Here is an 18,427-nt window from a genome sequence, read left to right on the forward strand (position 1 = left end):
AACAAGACCAAAGAGAGGCTGACATGATTCAACGACTAAAATACAGATTAACTGGTGCGCCGACACCTATGGCAGGCTTAGCGCTTGCTATCGCCAGCTTAGGTTGGTGTTGGGATGGGGTGTTAGTATCTCAAGGTCTACTGCAAACTCCGGGTTTGGTTCAGTGGACTAGTGCCGCTATTGCAGGCGTTTTGTTGGCTATTTTAGCTGTAAAATTTCTGGTTCACGGGCATTTGCTTCGTGAAGATCTTGCGCACCCAGTGGTGGGCAGTGTTGTTCCGACGTTTGCTATGGGATGTATGATCGTATCGGCGTCACTTGACCCTATTTCACTGATCCTAAGAGAGTTAGTGTGGCTACTTTCAGTTGGTTTGCATGTGGTGTTTTTGGTGAGCTTTTTGTATCACCGAATTAAAGAGTTTGAAGTGCATCATATGGTACCAAGCTGGTTTGTTCCGCCTATCGGTATTGTGGTCGCAGATGTATCTTTTTCTGGAAACCCAACACTTGCCCCAGTGGCGCATGCAACGCTCGTTTTTGGTTTGATGCTTTATGCTGTGATGTTGCCGATGATGATCTATCGCTTAATGTTTCGCCATGAAATTCCAGATGCAGCTAAACCTACTATAGCGATTATGGCAGCTCCTGCGAGTCTCTCTTTGGCTGGGTACTTGACCGTTACTGAGACGCCGTCGCCAGTTATTATTGGTCTGTTATTTGGTATTGCGGTTCTAATGACATTCATTATCTATGTGGCATTTTTTAAACTGCTTCGCCTGCCATTTAGCCCGGGCTACGCCGCGTTTACCTTTCCAATGGTGATTGGTGCGACCGCGTTGTTTAAGTTGGCTGCGTGGATGCAACATGTGGATATCGATGTGCAATATGTTAACCAAGTATTTAGCCTCGCATACTTAGAGCTTATTGTTGCCACGCTGGTGGTGGGTTATGTAGCGGTACGTTACTACATGAACTACAAACCACATCGCGTTATGGTCAACGTAACTGGTCGATTGTAAGGCGACTCAGTTCAAAAGATAAACAGACCTTAAGCTTTTGGTATTTCATAAGCTTATATTGCTCATCCAAACTCAGCACTTATGCTAATCTGGCAGTATATTGTGGCAAGATTAGCGTGAGTGCACTTTGTTTACTGTTTACCATTCCAATAAAGTTGATACTTTAAAAATTCTCCTCGTTCACTTGATTAAGAGTGATCCTCTGGCTAACCCATTTGAGAAAGAGCAAATCTTGGTCCAAAGCCCAGGTATGTCTCAGTGGCTGAAAATGGAGCTGGCTAAAGAGTTTGGTGTTGCCGCAAACATTGATTTCCCGCTTCCCGCTACCTTTATCTGGGAGATGTTTACCCAAGTCCTGCCTGACGTACCCAAGCGCAGTGCCTTCAACAAAGAGGCGATGACTTGGAAGCTGATGAGTATTCTGCCCGCTAAGCTTGATCATCCTGATTTCTTGCCGCTACAGCGCTATTTGGAAAACGACTCCGATAGCTCAAAGCTGTATCAATTGGCTGAGAAAATTGCCGATATTTTTGATGGTTATTTGGTATATCGACCAGAGTGGATGGCAGCTTGGGAGGCTGGTGAACCAGTAACAGAACTTCAAGATGCCGAAGGTCATCAAGAGCATCCTTGGCAGCCAATTTTATGGCAAGCTTTGTACCAACAAACCCTGTCTCAAGGTCAGTCAAAGTACCATCGTGGCAACTTGTACCATGACTTTATTGAAGCGCTCGCACAACAGAAAGGTCAGCTTTCCCATCTTCCAAAGCGATTGTTTGTATTTGGTATTTCATCACTACCGCCGCGCTATATGGATGCGCTCAAGGCAATGGGTGAACACATTGATGTCCACTTGATGTTCACGAACCCATGTCAGCACTACTGGGGTGATATTCGTGACAGAAAGTACCTGGCAAGAGTCGAAGCGCAGCGTCGTAAGCAGTTTGCTTTGGTCGAGGGGATGCCTCAATTAGAGGGTGAAGTCTCGCCATTAAAAGATGGCTTAGAGGCTAATGTTGAAGATGAACTGCATACGAGCCAAGCAGTGGGCAATAGCTTGCTGGCATCTATGGGCAAGCTAGGTCGAGATAATCTGTTTTTATTGTCTCAGTCTGAATGTGAAGAGCATGAATTTTTCATTGATGTTGAGCGCGACAGTCTATTGCATCAGCTTCAAGCCGACATTTTAGAGCTGGAAGAACATCAAGATGATCATATCCTCGATTCGAGTACACATAAGCAAAGTATTGCTCTTGGTGACCGGTCGTTAACGGTTCACGCTTGTCATAGCCCGATGCGTGAAGTGGAAGTGTTACACGACCAGTTATTAGCGATGTTTGATGCCGATTCAAGCTTAAAGCCACGCGACATTATCGTGATGGTGGCCGACATCAACGCCTACAGCCCAGCGATTCAAGCGGTATTTGGTAATGCGCCGGGTGAGCGCTACATCCCTTATTCAATTTCAGATCGTACGGCCGATCAAGAGAGTCCAATCTTAACTGCATTCATGCAGTTGGTGGCGCTGCCGAAGAGTCGTTGTTTGGCTTCCGAATTACTTGAGCTACTTGAAATCCCCGCGATGATGGCGCGCTTTGATATCGATGAATATCAATTCGAACAAGCCAAACAGTGGGTTGAAGAGGCAGGTATTCGCTGGGGTGTTGATGGCAGCACCGCGACAGAGTTTGACCTACCCGAGACACAGCAAAATACTTGGCTGTTCGGTGTTCAGCGTATGCTGCTTGGCTACGCAATGTCGGAATCAGCAGGATTGTTTGAAGCCGCCGATTCGTCGATTGCTGCCTACGATGAAGTTCAAGGCATGAGCGCAGAGCTTGCGGGTAAGCTCGCGCACTTTATTGATCGTATTACCCACTATCGACAGCGCCTAAACCAGCCACAATCGATCGAGCGTTGGCGCGAGACCCTATTGAATTTGATCGATGACTTCTTCAGCGTAGAGCTAGAAGGTGAAGTGGTATTGAAGTCGATTCGTGATGCCCTCGGGCAACTTAACGAACAGCTTGATGACGCCTTGTATGAGCAAGATCTATCACCAAGCATTGTTTATCAGTACTTGAACAACAAACTCTCAGGGGCGCGTATCAGCCAACGCTTTTTAGCAGGGCAAGTGAACTTCTGTACTCTGATGCCAATGCGTTCGATTCCATTTAAAACAGTCTGTCTGCTAGGAATGAACGATGGTGTTTATCCGCGCTCTATGCCACCAGAAGGCTTTGATTTAATGAACGGTCGCACTCGTCCGGGGGATCGTTCTCGCCGTGATGATGACCGTTATCTGTTCTTAGAGGCGATGCTATCAGCGCAAGAGAGTCTATACATCAGTTATGTTGGTCGCTCTATACAAGATAATACTGAGCGAGTTCCGTCTGTCTTGGTGTCTGAACTTATCGAATATTGTGAGCAGAACTACTGCCTACAGGGCGACGAAGCTCTGGGAAGCGATGAATCTGGGCGCAAACTAAGCCAAGCGCAAATGTTTGAGCACACCATGACGCCATTTAGTCCGAGTGCTTTCATGCCCTCACAAGACAATACCCAGCTCAGTTACGCTAAAGAGTGGCTGCCTGCCGCTAATCGAGCGGGGGAGCGTAGTGGCGAATTCAATCGTGCGTTAGAAGATTATCTTGCAGGGGCAACGTACCCTCTCGAGCTTGATCTAGTTGAGTTACAGCGTTTTTGGCGTTTACCTGTTCAATACTTCTTCAATCGTCGCCTCAAGGTGGTATTTGAGCCACCGTTGCCTGTAATGGAAGACGATGAGCCATTCGTGTTGAATGGCTTAGAGAGCTATCAACTTAAAGACGCACTCTTACAAGTATTGATTGATAATCCTCAATCACCGGATGAAGCCATTCGTCACTTTGTCGCTACACAGAAAGCGCAAGGTCGTTTGCCAGTTGGGGCATTTGGTGACATTGAGTTTGAGACCAACCGAGTTCAGGCGGAAGAGTTAGCCAAAGAGATTCAATTCGTTACCGGTGCTCCGAAAGAAGATCTAGAGGTGAATATCACGATAGATAGCCTCGGCGAAGGAAAACCGGTCAAGCTGATTGGTTGGCTTACTCATCACTATCAATCAGGCTTAGTGCGTTATCGCAGTGGTAAAATTCGCGCGCAAGATTACCTTGCTGCTTGGATTGATCATCTCTGTTGTAGTGTGATGGGGAATCCTCAGACAACGCATATCATCGGCTATGACAAAAAAGAGGGGGTAGTGCATCTCACGCTTAGCCCTCTTAACGATATTCAAGCAGCAAAACAGACTTTAGGTGAACTTGTTCGTCTGTTCTATCAAGGCATGACTCAACCTCTACCATATTTCCCTAAAACGGTACTGGCGGGCGTTGAAGCTGGCTTTAGCCGAGGAAAATGGGTTGATGATGAAGAGAAGTCTTTGAAGAAGATGGCTGATATATTCAACGACAGTTATGCCTTTACCGGTGAAGGGCGCGATAGCTACATCTCACGTATTTGGCCAAAGTGGGATGAAACATTGGCGGCAGAAGCAAGGCTCTACTCAACACTGGTCATGCAGGCAGCGCGTTTAGCAGCGGTTGATCCCAGTGATCAAGAGTAACCGTGGGCGATCGCTAAGATCGCCGCAACTCCGTCTACAGGGCTGATCACGCCATTGGGTACTGGAAACCAATTGTGGTTTCAGGAAAAGTATAGAACAGATGAGAGAAGTGCTGGGAAGTCAGGGAGTTGAAAGCACAGGAATTAAAGTGGCCGCCAGTAAATCATTATTAGTGTAGGGCGTTCGCTGTACGGCCACAGGTCAGAGGGACCATTATTCTTTTGGTTCTTCGGCGGCGAAAAAACAATCGCTAGCCTGAACTCGTGGGCGCATAGTAACGATGCGTACCAAATTGATCCGTGAGAGAGATCGCACTCCCTAATAAGATATTGGTACCAGACCAGATTTGAATGACGTTTTTGATACTAGGTCACATTTGTAACAGAATAATTAAGAAGAAGGCAGCTCGGTATGACTACCACAAATCGTGATCTCGCTATCACGCCACAAGCGCTTAATACCATGACGTTTCCTCTGCATGGAGCGCGATTGATAGAAGCTTCTGCGGGTACGGGTAAAACCTTCACGATAGCGGGTTTGTACCTGCGACTTTTGCTTGGTCACGGTACATCTGAGTCCGGCGTAAATGGCGAAGAGCCGAGTAGGCACCAGCAGCCGCTAACGGTCGATCAGATTTTGGTGGTGACCTTTACCGAAGCGGCAACAGCAGAACTTAGAGATCGTATTCGTGCACGTATCCACGATGCGCGTATTGCTTTCTCACGTGGTCAAAGTAGCGATCCAGTGATTGCCCCTCTACTTGACGAAATTGATGATCATGCCGGGGCTGCAAAAATTCTTCTCAATGCTGAGAGGCAAATGGACGAAGCGGCGGTGTATACCATTCACGGCTTCTGTCAGCGTATGTTGACTCAGAATGCATTTGAGTCGGGCAGCCGCTTTGACAATGAGTTCGTAACCGATGAAAGTCATCTTAAAGCGCAAGTTGTTGCGGATTACTGGCGTAAACAGTTCTATCCACTACCGCTGCAACTGGCTGGCGAAGTGCGTAATATTTGGGGTTCACCTTCTGCGCTATTGGCAGATGTGAACCGTTACCTGACAGGTGCGCCGTTAAAGCTAACGGTGGAGGCGATGTCTGGTGATCTGCAATCTCTACACAACAGCAACCTAGATAAAATTAAAGCGCTAAAAGCACAATGGCTGGCATCTCAAGAGGATTTTCTGCCAATTATCTCAGGTTCAGATGTCAATAAACGCAGCTATACCAAAAAATCATTACCTACTTGGTTGGAAGCGGTAACGACATGGGCGCAAAGCGAGACTCACGATTATCAGTACCCAGATAAACTGGAGAAGTTCGCGCAATCGGTGCTTAATGAAAAGACGCCGAAAGGAACAGTACCTTGTCATGACGTTTTTGAGGCGATCGATACGTTTTTAGCGCAGCCTGCGGATATGAAAGCACCGCTGTTAGCGCATGCGATTACTCATTGCCGAAACATGCTCGCGGCAGCCAAAGAGCAGAAACAGTGGCTCTCATTCGATGACCTGCTGACTCAACTCTCAGCTTCGATTGATGTTGATGAACAGTCACTGCTGGTGGAACGAATTCGTACACTTTATCCGGTCGCGATGATCGATGAATTCCAAGATACCGATCCACTGCAATACAGCATCTTTAGCCGTATTTATCTGGATAGCCCACAATGTGGCTTGTTTATGATCGGTGACCCGAAACAGGCGATTTACGGCTTCCGTGGTGCAGATATTTTTACCTACATCAAAGCGCGTAACCAAGTAAGTGCTCACTACACGTTAGGCACCAACTGGCGTTCAAGCGCAGATATGGTGAGTGCGGTGAATCAGGTGTTTAGTCATTCTGATAGTCCATTTATTTATGACGATGACATTCCGTTTTTACCTGTTGCTTCAAGTCCAAATGCCGATTTGCGCCAATGGACTCTTAGTGACAAGGTTCAACCGGCCGTCACCTTTTGGTTGCAAGAGGCAGAAGACAAGCCATTGTCTAAAGGGGAGTATCACGCTGCCATGGCAGAGGCGACCGCGAGCCAAATTCAAACCATATTGACGGCTTCGCAGGAGCAGCAAGCGCATTTTGACAACGGCAAAGGTCACAAGTCGATTCAAGCGGGGGATATTGCAGTATTGGTGAGAACAGGTAGTGAAGGGCGTTTGGTGAAGACAGCTCTCGCAGAGCAAGGCATTGCCAGTGTTTACCTCTCTAACCGAGATAGCGTGTTCGTCAGTTTAGTTGCCCAAGATCTTCAGCGTTTACTGCAAGCGGTATTAACGCCAGAAAATGACCGAGCTCTCCGCGCTTGCCTAGCGTCTGAATTGTTTGCCCTTGATGCTGCGTCACTCGATCAACTGAACAATGACGAAGTTGTTTGGGAAAATGCAGTTAATGAGTTCCGCGAGTACCGAAAATTGTGGCTACAACGCGGTGTGCTGCCGATGTTACGTGCGGTGATGAGTAAGCGCCACTTAGCAGAGCGATTACTAGAAGAAGAGAACGGCGAGCGCGCACTGACCGATTTAATGCACATTGGTGAACTACTGCAGCAAGCAAGACAAGAGTTAGACAGCGACTACGGACTGCTGCGTTGGCTCGCAGAGGCGATCATCGATGCGCAGAACGGTTTGGGTGGCAATGAAGATGATATTCAGCGTCTTGAGTCAGAAAGAAACTTAGTTCAAATCGTTACTATTCATAAATCCAAAGGCTTGGAATACGATTTGGTGTTCCTACCGTTTGTAGCAAGCTACCGAGAAGCGAGTGAAGGTAAATATTACGACCACGCTACAGACACCACTGTTCTTGATATCACCGCTAGTGACGGGGCGTTAGCGCAAGCCGATAAAGAACGTTTAGCCGAAGATTTGCGTTTGATCTATGTAGCGCTCACTCGTGCTGTTTACGGCTGCTTTATTGGTATGGCACCACTGCGTAAAGGACGTTCAACCAAAGAACCGACTGGCGTGCATTTAAGTGCGATGGGCTATCTGGTTCAAAACGGAAAAGAGTGCAGCATTGCAGAATTACAGCAAGCTCTGTCGGGCTTAGAAAGTAGCAATGACAGCATTACGTTGAGCGAGACGCCGACACAACATGAGCAGCCTTTTGTTGCTAAATCAGAGCCTCAGCCTGATCTACAAGCTCAAGAGTTAAGTGCGTCGATTGACCGTGCGTGGCGCATTACCAGTTATTCAGGAATAGTGAAGCAAGGCAGTCATGGTGCAAGTCATGACGCAACCATGGAGGTATCGGGCTTTGATATCGATTCTGCTGATGAGCAGGACGAAGGCGAGTTGATTGAGCCAGAGCGTTCTATTTTTACCTTTCCTCGTGGTGCTAGGCCAGGTACGTTTTTGCACACCCTATTTGAAGAGGTCGAGTTTACCGAGCCCGCGACCAGCGAGCACAATACACAAGTGATCACTCACTTACTGGAACTGGAGCAGTACGAACTAGAATGGTTACCCGTTCTACAGCAATTGGTTGATACTGTGCTCAACACCGCTTTAGATGGCAAAAAGCTTAAGCTAAGCGAGAAAAATGCGTCTCAGCGACTGGTTGAGATGGAGTTCTTATTGCCTATTGAGGTTCTCGCCTCTTCCGAGCTTAACCGTGTCATTCAGTATCATGACCCTCTTTCAGCGAAAGCTGGAGACCTTGGCTTTCACACAGTGCAAGGCATGCTGAAGGGCTTTATCGATTTGGTGTTTGAACACGAAGGCAAATATTACGTGCTCGACTGGAAATCGAACCACTTAGGCGATGATGTGGCGGTTTACCATGGCGAGGCTCTTAAAGGTGCTATGGCTGATCACCGATACGATTTACAGTATCAAATTTACGCCTTGGCTCTGCATCGCTTCTTACGCAGTCGCATCGCTAATTACAGCTACCAAGAGCATTTTGGCGGTGTTTATTATCTGTTTTTGCGCGGTATGGATGGACAATCTCAGCAGGGAATATTTTCCGCTAAGCCAAGTGAAGCCATGCTTAACGAAATGGATCAATTGATTGACGGTAAAGTTGTCGATCGCCAAACAACACAGTCAAATGATGACCAAGCTGGACAAATGGAGCTTATATAATGACACCCATTGATTTACAACAAGCGCCATTGATGGATGTGCTGAGGTTATTGGCAGAGAAAGGCACGATTCGCCAGCTTGATTATCAATTTGCTCGCTTTATTGCACAGCAAGCTAGTGGTTACTCACAAGAGGCCGATATCGCTCAACAGCTTGGCTTTCTCGCCGGCGTGGTTAGTCATGAGTTAGGTAAAGGGCATATCTGTATGCAGCTGACAGTAAGTGATCACTATCAGTCAAGTACACCCGCTGACTTAGCGCAGTTGCTTGGCCTTTACGGAGACGCGGCACTACAGCTCAATCAACGCCTGTTGAGGGTGGATTGGCCCGCTATTTTGAACAGCTCAAGCTTGGTCGGCACCAGTGCGGCGTGTGTTAAGCCACTCATGTTTGACGGGCAACGTGTTTATCTACAGCGTTATTGGAACTATGAAGTGGTGCTGGCAGAGGCTCTCAATCGCTTGAGTCATCCGGTTGAATTTGACCTCGAACAGAAGCGTGCACTGACACAAACGCTTAATCAGTTATTTGCTCGCGGTTATCACTTTCTTTTTAACGCACTGGCTAAAGTGGAATCGAATGGCCAAAGCTCACAAGTGCTGCGCCAACAACTGGTTTGTGATCATTTAGATGTTGTGTTTGAAGCTGAGTTGAACTGGAGTGAGATTGATAGAGTTGTAGCCACTGCTCGTCAGGTCACTGACCTAAATGTACTCGATGAACTGGTACCTTTGTCCGTATGCCTAAATTGGCAAAAAGTCGCTGCGGCGGTAGCGCTTAGTCGTCGATTTGCTGTCATTTCTGGTGGCCCTGGTACCGGAAAAACCACCACCGTCGCAAAGCTGTTATCTGCAATGGTAGAGCAGTCATTGAACTTGGGTAAAACCCCGACCATTAAGTTGGTTGCTCCAACAGGTAAAGCGGCGGCGCGTTTGACCGAGTCTATCGGTAAGGCGATAGATCAACTGCCAGTTGAGCCCATCGTCAAAGAGAACATTCCAACGGAATCGAGTACCTTGCACCGCTTACTTGGGGCCATTCCAAACCGAGCTGAGTTTAGGCACCACCGTCGAAACCCGCTGCATTTGGATATTCTAGTAGTCGATGAAGCCTCCATGGTCGACCTCTCGATGATGTATAAGCTGGTGGATGCATTACCTCCACATGCGCGATTGATTCTGCTCGGAGATAAAGATCAATTAGCCTCAGTAGAAGCCGGTGCCGTGTTGGGCGATATTTGCGCCTTTAATGCTTACGGCTACAGTACGCCTCAAGGTAATTTGATTGCTGAACTGACTGGTTTTGAAGCCTTGTCTCGCAACAGAGCAAGCCAAAACCATATGAATTTGGCTCCAGCTGTCGCTGATAGTCTATGTATGCTGCAAAAGAGTTACCGTTTTGATGCTCGCTCTGGCATTGGACAACTAGCGAAGGCGATCAATGCCGGCTCGGCTTCTCAAGTTGATCTGGTATTAAATAAGGGCTTTGCCGATATTGAGCATCACTCACTCTCTAGTGATAGTTATAACCTGATGGTTCGCACTCTAGTGAATGAATATGGTGCGTATTTAAACTGTATCCACCAACCATTGACTGAGGATGAGAAACAAGAGGATCGCGCGAAACAAGCTCTCGATCTCTTCAGCCAATGTCGACTGCTTTGTGCTGTGCGTGATGGGGATTTTGGTGTCGCAGGGTTAAATCAGCGCATTGAACGAGCATTAGCTGCAAGACGTTTAATACAGCCGCATAATGAAGAGCTTTGGTATCACGGCCGCCCTGTAATGGTGACACGAAACGATCATGGTCTTGGTTTATATAATGGTGATATTGGCTTGTGTATGCTGGACTCTACGGTTTCTGAAGAGGGGGCTTCACCAAGGCTTAAGGTTTACTTTGAGTTGCCTGATGGAAGCGTAAAAGCCGTGCTGCCTAGCCGAGTGCCTGAGCATGAGACGGCCTATGCGATGACGATCCATAAATCTCAAGGTAGTGAATTTGATTTAACCTTGATGATACTGCCACCGGAGTTCAGCCCAATCTTAACACGTGAGCTTATCTATACTGGAGTTACGCGTGCTAAATCTCGCTTGATGATGTTCAGCGATAGTTCGGTATTTAAGCGAAGTATTAAGGTGAAAACTCAACGAGTGAGTGGGTTGGCGGTACGTTTGGGGCGTGGTGATGTCTAAAGGAGTCGGAAAATTATGATGGGAAGCAGCCATCCGTGGTTGCTTCTTTGAGCCTAGACCTAGCAGTCTTTACTCAGAAAGGCTCTTGTAAAAGAGATATGGTTTATCTTGTATTTTGCTTGGCAGTTCAAGATAAACTCCTTCAAGTTGTCAGTCACTGGGAAAACACAGTGGACATCTAACCCTTCAAGAAATTGGTTGTCAGCCATATCCCAAAAACTTTGTAGCGAATTACAAATAACGGTTCTCATATCAATATGCTCTTTTTGCTTTTTGTTATTAACGGGCATAGCCAAAGTGTAAGCCTGCGATGTTAAAGTTATAGCAATCCGTGCAAGTCCCCATGCCAAGGCATAGACGATTCCAATCAATGTTTACTGAGAATGTAAATCGACCAAATTCTATACAATTATCACTGTGAATAAAAGTGCATACTTGATAAATCTCATATAGTAATCGATTACATTTGCAATCAATTTCTACCTAAAGTGAGAATCGGCACAAAATTTAAATTTTTGGTGCTTAAAGTCTGAGCAAAAACATTAATGTTAGACATTCAACGCCAATATCTTTGACTTGCGCTGGTAGTTGTAGAGCCCCTGTTTCTCCATTGGCAATTCATCGACACCAATCTCGTAAAAACCTTGTTCTCTAAACCAGTGCAGACTGTGAGTCGTCAGTACAAAAATCTGATCAATATCCTGAGATTTAGATTGATGTCTCATGTAGTTGAGCAGCAGTTGCCCACGGTTGCCATCTCGGTAGTCTGGGTGAATAGCAACGCACGCCATCTCGGCCATATGATCTTCTGGGTAGCTGTAAAGTGCGGCACAACCGATGATCAACCCATCTTTCTCGATGATGGTGAAACGGTGAATCTCTTGTTCGAGCTGCTCACGAGAACGACGAACCAAAATGCCTTGCTCTTCAAGAGGACGAATGAGGTCGAAGATACCACCGATATCATCGATTTGTGCTTGTCTGACTTGTTCAGCACTCGCCATAACGACTTGTGTACCGATACCATCGAACGAGAAGAGTTCTTGGATAAGAGCACCGTCAAGTTTGTAACTCACTAAGTGACAACGTGCTACACCAGCACGACAAGCGGCAATGGCACCCTTTAAAAATCGTTGAGTACCGCTGCTCATGTCTTGAGCAGGATCTTGTGACTCCATTAGGCGATCGAGTATCTGTTTAGCGTCTTTTGGGAAAAGTTCTGCGAGTACATTGCCATCGCTATCGATAACCCCTTGCTCAGAGCAAAACCCAATTAACTTATCTGCTTTGAGGCGAATCGCGACTTGAGTTGCCACCTCTTCGGAAAGTAGGTTGAAGCTTTCACCCGTTACTGAGCTGGCAATCGGACCGAGCAGAACAATAGAGCCTTGGTCGAGGGTGCGGTTGATTCCTTCAATATCAATACGACGGATTCTTCCGCTGTGGCAATAATCGGTGCCATCATCGACCCCAAGTGGTTGCGCGGTGACGAAGTTACCACTCATGACATTCAGTTGAGTTCCGGCCATCGGGGTGTTGTTTAAACTCATTGACAGTCGAGCTGTGATTGCAAGCTGCAATTGTCCCGCAGCTTGCATGGCAACGCCCAATGCATACTCATCAGTAACGCGGACATTCTTGTGATAAGGAGTGTAGCAATCTTGTTTTGACAGTAGTTCGTTAATTTGAGGACGAGCACCATGAACCAGAACGATCTTTACACCTAGGCTGTGAAGTAGGGCAATATCATTGATAATATTACCGAAGTTTCGATCGGCTACTGCTTCGCCTCCCAGCATGATAACCATGGTTTTTCCACGGTGAGCATTAACGTAGGGGGTCGATTGTCTGAATCCTTTAACTAAGGCGGTACTTCTTAATTTCACAGAGAGAATCCGTTCTGGTTATTTATTCTTAAATCTAACATTTTTATTCAAATTTAAACAAGAGTATTTTTGGAATAAACAGCAAACTATTTTAAAGAATACTTTATTCCGTAATCTTGTTGGGTGTAAAATGTCAGTTGCTTCAAATTGAGTAGTAATAGTTATGCAAGCCCCAGTAAGTAAGAACAAAATCGACGACATCACGAAGAGCTTGTATAGCGAGGCGGATAAGCAAAAGAATGCCAACTTCAAACGAAAGTTTGTCGAGCGCAGTTTAATGCTATTGGCACTGGTAGGCTCGATCGCTGTAGTGATCTTGTATCAAGATGTTTTCGCTCGTATGCAGGCGGCATCAACGCCTAAGAGTATGATTTACGGCACTTGGGTAGAACAAAATGTCGCGCATTACGCAACCGATGAGTTCGTATTGAATGAGCGAGGCGTCTCTGTTGCTGGCTCTATCATTGCGACGGATTTTGCCTTTGATGGTAACTACTTTGAATATCGTTCTGCAGGGAAGACTCATCGTTTTAAGATGGTTAATTCCGATAATACCGAGATGAGACTCGACTCGGATGCCTATTACAATCCCGTCTTTCGTTTAAAGGGCTATAACGACCATTCAGTTCGTTAGGTTATCTTACTGTAAACTCTTACAAACTTAGATTGTGTTATTCAGCTGTTTTTGTCATCCTCGTTGCATAGAAATTTTAGGATGATTCTTGTGATTAAAAAATGGCTCCCTCTGGTTTCGGCCTCTGTATTATTCGGCTGTGCACAACCGACAGACCGCGCTCAACAATATCTTGATGAGGAATTTCCTCGCACCTTAAATAAGGTTGAGCAAATTGAAACCAACACGCCTAGAGACTACACGGCTTTTTCTGAACAAGCTGAGATGGTGGTTTCTAAGTCTCCCTCTATGGCAAAAATCTACCAACCTTTGTACCAGCAATTGAATGAGTGGGCGTTACAGAGTGGTAATCCACAAGATCTCGCAAATTATGGTGTTCAAGCTGCACAGCTAGGTGGTGGAGACAAGCAAGGTAATGTTCTATTCACTGGCTATTTCTCCCCTGTCATGGAACTGCGCCATGAGCCGAACGAAGAGTACCGTTACCCTGTTTATGCGTTACCTAACTGTGGTCAAGAGTGTCCAACTCGTGCGGAAATATACGATGGCGCATTAGACGGACTGGGGCTTGAACTTGGCTATGCCGCGAATCGTATCGATCCATTTATGATGGAAGTTCAGGGCAGTGGCTTTGTGCATTTTGGCGACGATGACACTCTCGAGTACTTTGCTTATGCTGGAAAAAACAACAAGGCGTATGTGAGCATTGGCCGTGTATTGATTGAGCGTGGGCTGGTACCTCGTGAAAAGATGTCCCTTAAAGCCATTAAAGAGTGGGTGCTGGCAAATGATCCAGAAGTGGTGAAAGAGCTTCTAGAACAGAACCCTTCTTTTGTTTTCTTTCAAGCGAATGAAGACTTGTCGGTAATGGGGAGTGCGGGTATTCCATTGTTACCAATGGCAGCCGTTGCTGGTGACCGTTCGATCTTGCCGATGGGCACACCTATTTTGGCAGAAGTTCCGCTTCTAAATGCAGATGGCACCTGGAGTGGGGCACATCAATTACGATTATTACTGGTACTTGATACTGGTGGTGCAGTGAAGCAGAACCACCTTGACCTTTACCATGGTATGGGCGCTAGAGCGGGTACAGAAGCTGGGCACTACAAGCACTTTGGTCGAGTTTGGAAGCTTGGCTTAGACGGCAGTGCAACTGAAGCACCATGGGCATTGCCTCCTGAAAAGGCAGAGTAATAGCGCTCGTTGAACTACGGCGGCTAATCCCCTAGACTTTTTATTCAAGAGTGCGTATAAAACGCACTCTTTCTTTTTCTAATGTAATAAATTGGCGGCAACAATGCGTGAATTGACCACACCAGCTTCTGAAAATTATGACCAACGATTTGGCGGAACTCGTCGCCTATATGGCAATAGCGAAGTTGAAATCTTAAGAGCGGCACACGTGTGTGTGGTTGGTATTGGTGGTGTGGGTTCATGGGCTGTTGAAGCATTAGCTCGTACTGGCGTTGGTGAGTTGACTCTGATCGATATGGATGATGTGTGCGTGACCAACATTAACCGTCAGATCCATGCGATGACAGGTACGGTTGGTCAAAGCAAAATTGAGGTTATGGCTGAGCGCGTTAAGTTGATTAACCCTGAGTGTAAAGTGAATCTGATTGATGACTTTATCGGCCCTGACAATCAAGCAGAATACATCACTAAAGAATTCGACTATGTGCTGGATGCGATCGATAGCATGAAAGCAAAAGCGTCTCTGTTAGCGTATTGTCGAAGCAATAAAATCAAGGTGATTACAACGGGTGGGGCTGGTGGCCAAGTTGACCCAACCCAGATTCAAGTTGCTGATTTAACCAAGACGATTCAAGATCCATTAGCTAAGAAATTGAAAGACACATTGCGTCGTCACCATAACTTCCCGAAGAACCCTGCACGTAAGTTTGGTATTGAGTGTGTATTCTCAACGGAGCAACTGAAGTACCCGCAAGCTGATGGCAGTGTTTGTGCAGCAAAAGCAACAGCGGAAGGTCCTAAACGTATGGACTGCGCAACGGGCTTTGGTGCCGCAACAGTGGTTACGGCGACCTTTGGTTTTGTAGCGGTATCGCGCATTGTTGAAAAGCTGATTCAGAAGTACAAGAAGTAGGAGCAACTGATGCATTCATTTCCAGATTCTCCTTTTGGTGTTGCGATTACCAGTGATGATATTGTCGAGAAAATGGCCACGTTTCGCGGCTGGGAAGATCGCTATCGCCAAGTAATTCAATGGGGGAAAAAGCTTCCTCAGATGCCTGAAGAGTTGAAAAGTGAACAAGTGACAGTGGCGGGTTGCGAAAGCCAAGTGTGGTTGGTTGCTCAGCAAGACGGGGATGTTTGGCATTTCTGCGCTGATTCTGATGCACGAATTGTTCGCGGGTTGATTGCTCTTGTGATGGCTGCCTTTGATGGTAAAACATCACAGCAGATCCAAGCTTTCGATATTGATGATTACTTCGCAAAAATCGGTTTGGTTGACCACCTTAGCCCTTCTCGTGGCAATGGTCTAAAAGCGATTGTTGAACAGATAAAGCAGCTGACTAATTAGTAGAATAGAAACGAAAAGGGTTGGCCTTCTAAGCCAACCCTTTCTATATTTTACTCGCTTACTCGCTTACTCGCTTACTCGCTTACTCGCTTACTCGCTTACTCGCTTACTCGCTTACTCGCTTACTCGCTTACTCGCTTACTCGCTTACTCGCTTACTCGCTTACTCGCTTACTATCGCAGCGACTAGCCTTTCAACATCTTCGATAGTGTTATAAATTCCAAACGAAATTCGCACCGTGCCTTTAATTCCTAACGCATCCATTAATGGGTGAGCACAGTGGTGACCAGCTCGAACTGCAATGCCTTGTTGATCGAGTAGAGTCGCGATGTCTTGATGATGCACGCCATCCATAACAAACGTGACCACACTGGAGTTAGGCTGATAGCCAATCACTTCAATGTCATCCAATTGAGATAGAGCTTGATAGGTCATATCGACCAGTTGATGAATGTGTGCTTCAACTTGCTGTTGCTCAAACTGACCAATCCACTGAATTGCGGTGTCTAAGGCAATCGCCCCTGCAACATTCGGCGTCCCCGCTTCAAACTTGCCTGGTAGTGCTGAGTAGGTCGTGCCTTCAAACGAAACGCGCTCGACCATCTTTCCGCCACCATGCCAAGGTGGCATCGATTCAAGTAATTCCAGTTTGCCATACAGCACACCAATACCCGCAGGAGCATAGAGCTTGTGCCCAGAGAATACGTAGAAATCGGCATTGAGTTCGGAAACATTCACGGGCTCATGAACAATGCCTTGCGCACCATCAACAACGACGATTGCGCCAACGGAGTGAGCTTTTGCTATAACATCCTCAATTGGCTGACGTGTACCGGTGACATTGGTGACTTGGGCTAACGCGACAATTTTTGTTTTGTCATTTAGCAGAGAGTCAAAAGCAGCAACATCAAATTGGCAATCTTTGGTCATTGGCACTTTGACTACTTTCGCTCCGGTTTGCTCTGCGACGATCTGCCACGGAACAATATTAGCGTGGTGCTCAAGTTCGCTGACTAGAATCTCATCACCTGATCTTAAAGAGCTTCGAGCGTAGGTTTGGGCGATCAAGTTTAGGGCTTCAGTTGCGCCGCGTGTCCAGATGATCTCTTTGCTTGAGGTAGCCCCAATGAATTTCGCAACATTATCTCGCGCGTTTTCAAACTGGCTGGTTGCTTTGGCTGTAAGGCTGTGACTTCCACGATGAACATTCGCATTTTGCTTAGAGTAATAGTCACTGATCGCATCGATAACCGTTTGTGGTTTCTGTGTGGTCGCTGCGCTATCTAAGTAAATCAGAGGTTGTTGATTGACTTGTTGGGTGAGCGCAGGAAATTGATTGCGGATGTGCTGGATGTCTAGCATCTAAGATTACCTAAGAGTTGAAGTTTGGATAGGGCGCTTTAAGAATAGCGCCTTATTTTATTGTATCGTGAGTTGCTTGGTCGTGGGGACAAATTATCGCTATCTATTTATTCCACGCATCTTCTTGTTGTTTTACTCGGTCGAATAGCGATTGATTGGCCGGTGCTGCGATACCATGCTTGCGAGCGGTGTTGAGCAAGTGACCTGTAATAAAGTCGATTTCAGTTTTGCGCTGATAAAACATATCTTGCTTCATCGACGAGTTGTTAGCCGCAGTAGCCTGGATAACTTGTTGAACGACTAAATTCAGTGATTCGGTAGACGTTGGTAGTTTCTCTGCCGTCATAACTTCAACCACTTCAGCAACGATTTCACTAACCAAAGACTGATATTTTACATCAGCAAGTTGACCATTTTTAACCTGCTCAAGACCCGTTAACGGGTTTATCGCACAATTTATCGCAAGCTTATTCCATAATGCTTGGTTGATATTGTTGTTCCAAACAACATCGGGAAGGGCGTGATTGAGCACGTCAGTTAAGAAATCACATTGATTACCTTTACTGTTGTAGCCACCAAGCTGGGTATTGCCTTTTCCAGTGTGATGAACCTGATTTGGTGCACTTTTATAAGCAGCTTGAGTCGTAGTCGCGATAACAACGGGAAAGTGTTCAATCGAAAAGGCGATATTGTCTACAGCACCCATGCCGTTATGCATGAAGAGAAGAATGGCGTCTTTGTGTATATGAGAAATGATCGGCAGTATCGCGGATTTCACCTGCCAAGCTTTTACTGTAATTAAGATAAGGTCGCTAGCTGCGAGCTTGGTTTGATCGTTGTTGTGAAATCGAACTTCGCTTTGATCGTCGAGTGATATCGGATAGTTGGCCTGAGTGGAACGGCTCCATACCGAGACATTATGTCCGGCTTGATGAAGTTTAATTGCCCACAGCGATCCAACGGCTCCAGGGCCGACAACAGTAATATTCACAATACGACCTAGCTTTATCAAATAGGTGCTCAGGATAGCGCTGCAGAATATGAAAGCAATAAAAAATGGCACCCGAGGGTGCCATTTAGGAAGTTTTCTTACAGCTCT

12 protein-coding genes are annotated in these 18,427 nt (G+C 46.4%); 8 read left to right on the forward strand and 4 right to left on the reverse strand.

Annotated features, from left to right (window positions below; genetic code table 11):
• The first annotated feature begins 68 nt into the window (after positions 1 to 68).
• The 4 genes from L1D60_RS18630 (at position 69) to recD (ending at position 10,901) form a co-directional block, all read left to right on the forward strand.
• Positions 69 to 1,019 carry a TDT family transporter gene (locus L1D60_RS18630; RefSeq protein WP_239842455.1) on the forward strand — a complete coding sequence of 317 codons (951 nt, stop codon included), beginning with the start codon at positions 69 to 71 and terminating at the stop codon, positions 1,017 to 1,019.
• A 127-nt stretch (positions 1,020 to 1,146) separates the two neighbouring features.
• Positions 1,147 to 4,623 (forward strand): exodeoxyribonuclease V subunit gamma, encoded by a 3,477-nt coding sequence (recC, locus tag L1D60_RS18635; protein WP_239842414.1) that lies wholly within the window; start codon positions 1,147 to 1,149, stop codon positions 4,621 to 4,623.
• Positions 4,624 to 5,034: 411 nt separating this feature from the next.
• Positions 5,035 to 8,709 carry an exodeoxyribonuclease V subunit beta gene (gene recB, locus L1D60_RS18640; protein ID WP_239842415.1) on the forward strand — a complete coding sequence of 1,225 codons (3,675 nt, stop codon included), beginning with the start codon at positions 5,035 to 5,037 and terminating at the stop codon, positions 8,707 to 8,709.
• Complete coding sequence (gene recD, locus L1D60_RS18645) at positions 8,709 to 10,901, forward strand: exodeoxyribonuclease V subunit alpha (RefSeq protein ID WP_345772877.1); 2,193 nt, start codon at positions 8,709 to 8,711, stop codon at positions 10,899 to 10,901. Before recB ends, recD begins: the two co-directional genes overlap by 1 nt.
• A 59-nt stretch (positions 10,902 to 10,960) precedes the next feature.
• Here the strand turns inward: recD and L1D60_RS18650 are convergent, their stop codons facing one another.
• On the reverse strand, positions 10,961 to 11,152 hold the full coding sequence (locus L1D60_RS18650) for a hypothetical protein (RefSeq protein WP_239842416.1): 192 nt from the start codon (positions 11,150 to 11,152) through the stop codon (positions 10,961 to 10,963).
• Between the two features lie 297 nt (positions 11,153 to 11,449).
• Positions 11,450 to 12,787: an amino-acid N-acetyltransferase gene (gene argA / locus L1D60_RS18655; protein WP_239842417.1), complete on the reverse strand. Its 1,338-nt coding sequence runs from the start codon at positions 12,785 to 12,787 to the stop codon at positions 11,450 to 11,452.
• 163 nt (positions 12,788 to 12,950) lie between these two features.
• Here argA and L1D60_RS18660 point away from each other — a divergent pair, with 163 nt between their 5' ends.
• The 4 genes from L1D60_RS18660 (at position 12,951) to csdE (ending at position 15,966) form a co-directional block, all read left to right on the forward strand.
• Positions 12,951 to 13,421: a DUF2850 domain-containing protein gene (locus tag L1D60_RS18660; protein ID WP_239842418.1), complete on the forward strand. Its 471-nt coding sequence runs from the start codon at positions 12,951 to 12,953 to the stop codon at positions 13,419 to 13,421.
• An 81-nt stretch (positions 13,422 to 13,502) separates the two neighbouring features.
• A complete protein-coding gene (mltA, locus tag L1D60_RS18665) occupies positions 13,503 to 14,615 on the forward strand; it encodes a murein transglycosylase A (protein ID WP_239842419.1) in 1,113 nt (370 codons plus the stop codon).
• 103 nt (positions 14,616 to 14,718) lie between these two features.
• On the forward strand, positions 14,719 to 15,528 hold the full coding sequence (gene tcdA, locus L1D60_RS18670; RefSeq protein WP_032551412.1) for a tRNA cyclic N6-threonylcarbamoyladenosine(37) synthase TcdA: 810 nt from the start codon (positions 14,719 to 14,721) through the stop codon (positions 15,526 to 15,528).
• A 9-nt stretch (positions 15,529 to 15,537) separates the two neighbouring features.
• On the forward strand, positions 15,538 to 15,966 hold the full coding sequence (csdE, locus tag L1D60_RS18675) for a cysteine desulfurase sulfur acceptor subunit CsdE (protein ID WP_239842420.1): 429 nt from the start codon (positions 15,538 to 15,540) through the stop codon (positions 15,964 to 15,966).
• Between the two features lie 162 nt (positions 15,967 to 16,128).
• Here the strand turns inward: csdE and csdA are convergent, their stop codons facing one another.
• Entirely contained in the window at positions 16,129 to 17,328 is a 1,200-nt protein-coding gene (gene csdA / locus L1D60_RS18680) for a cysteine desulfurase CsdA (RefSeq protein WP_239842421.1), read from the reverse strand.
• 103 nt (positions 17,329 to 17,431) lie between these two features.
• Positions 17,432 to 18,319, reverse strand: a complete 888-nt coding sequence (gene panE, locus L1D60_RS18685) for a 2-dehydropantoate 2-reductase (protein WP_239842422.1) — start codon at positions 18,317 to 18,319, stop codon at positions 17,432 to 17,434.
• Positions 18,320 to 18,427: the final 108 nt, after the last annotated feature.

The sequence above is a fragment of the Vibrio sp. Isolate30 genome, assembly GCF_022397975.1.
Taxonomy (GTDB): domain Bacteria; phylum Pseudomonadota; class Gammaproteobacteria; order Enterobacterales; family Vibrionaceae; genus Vibrio; species Vibrio fortis.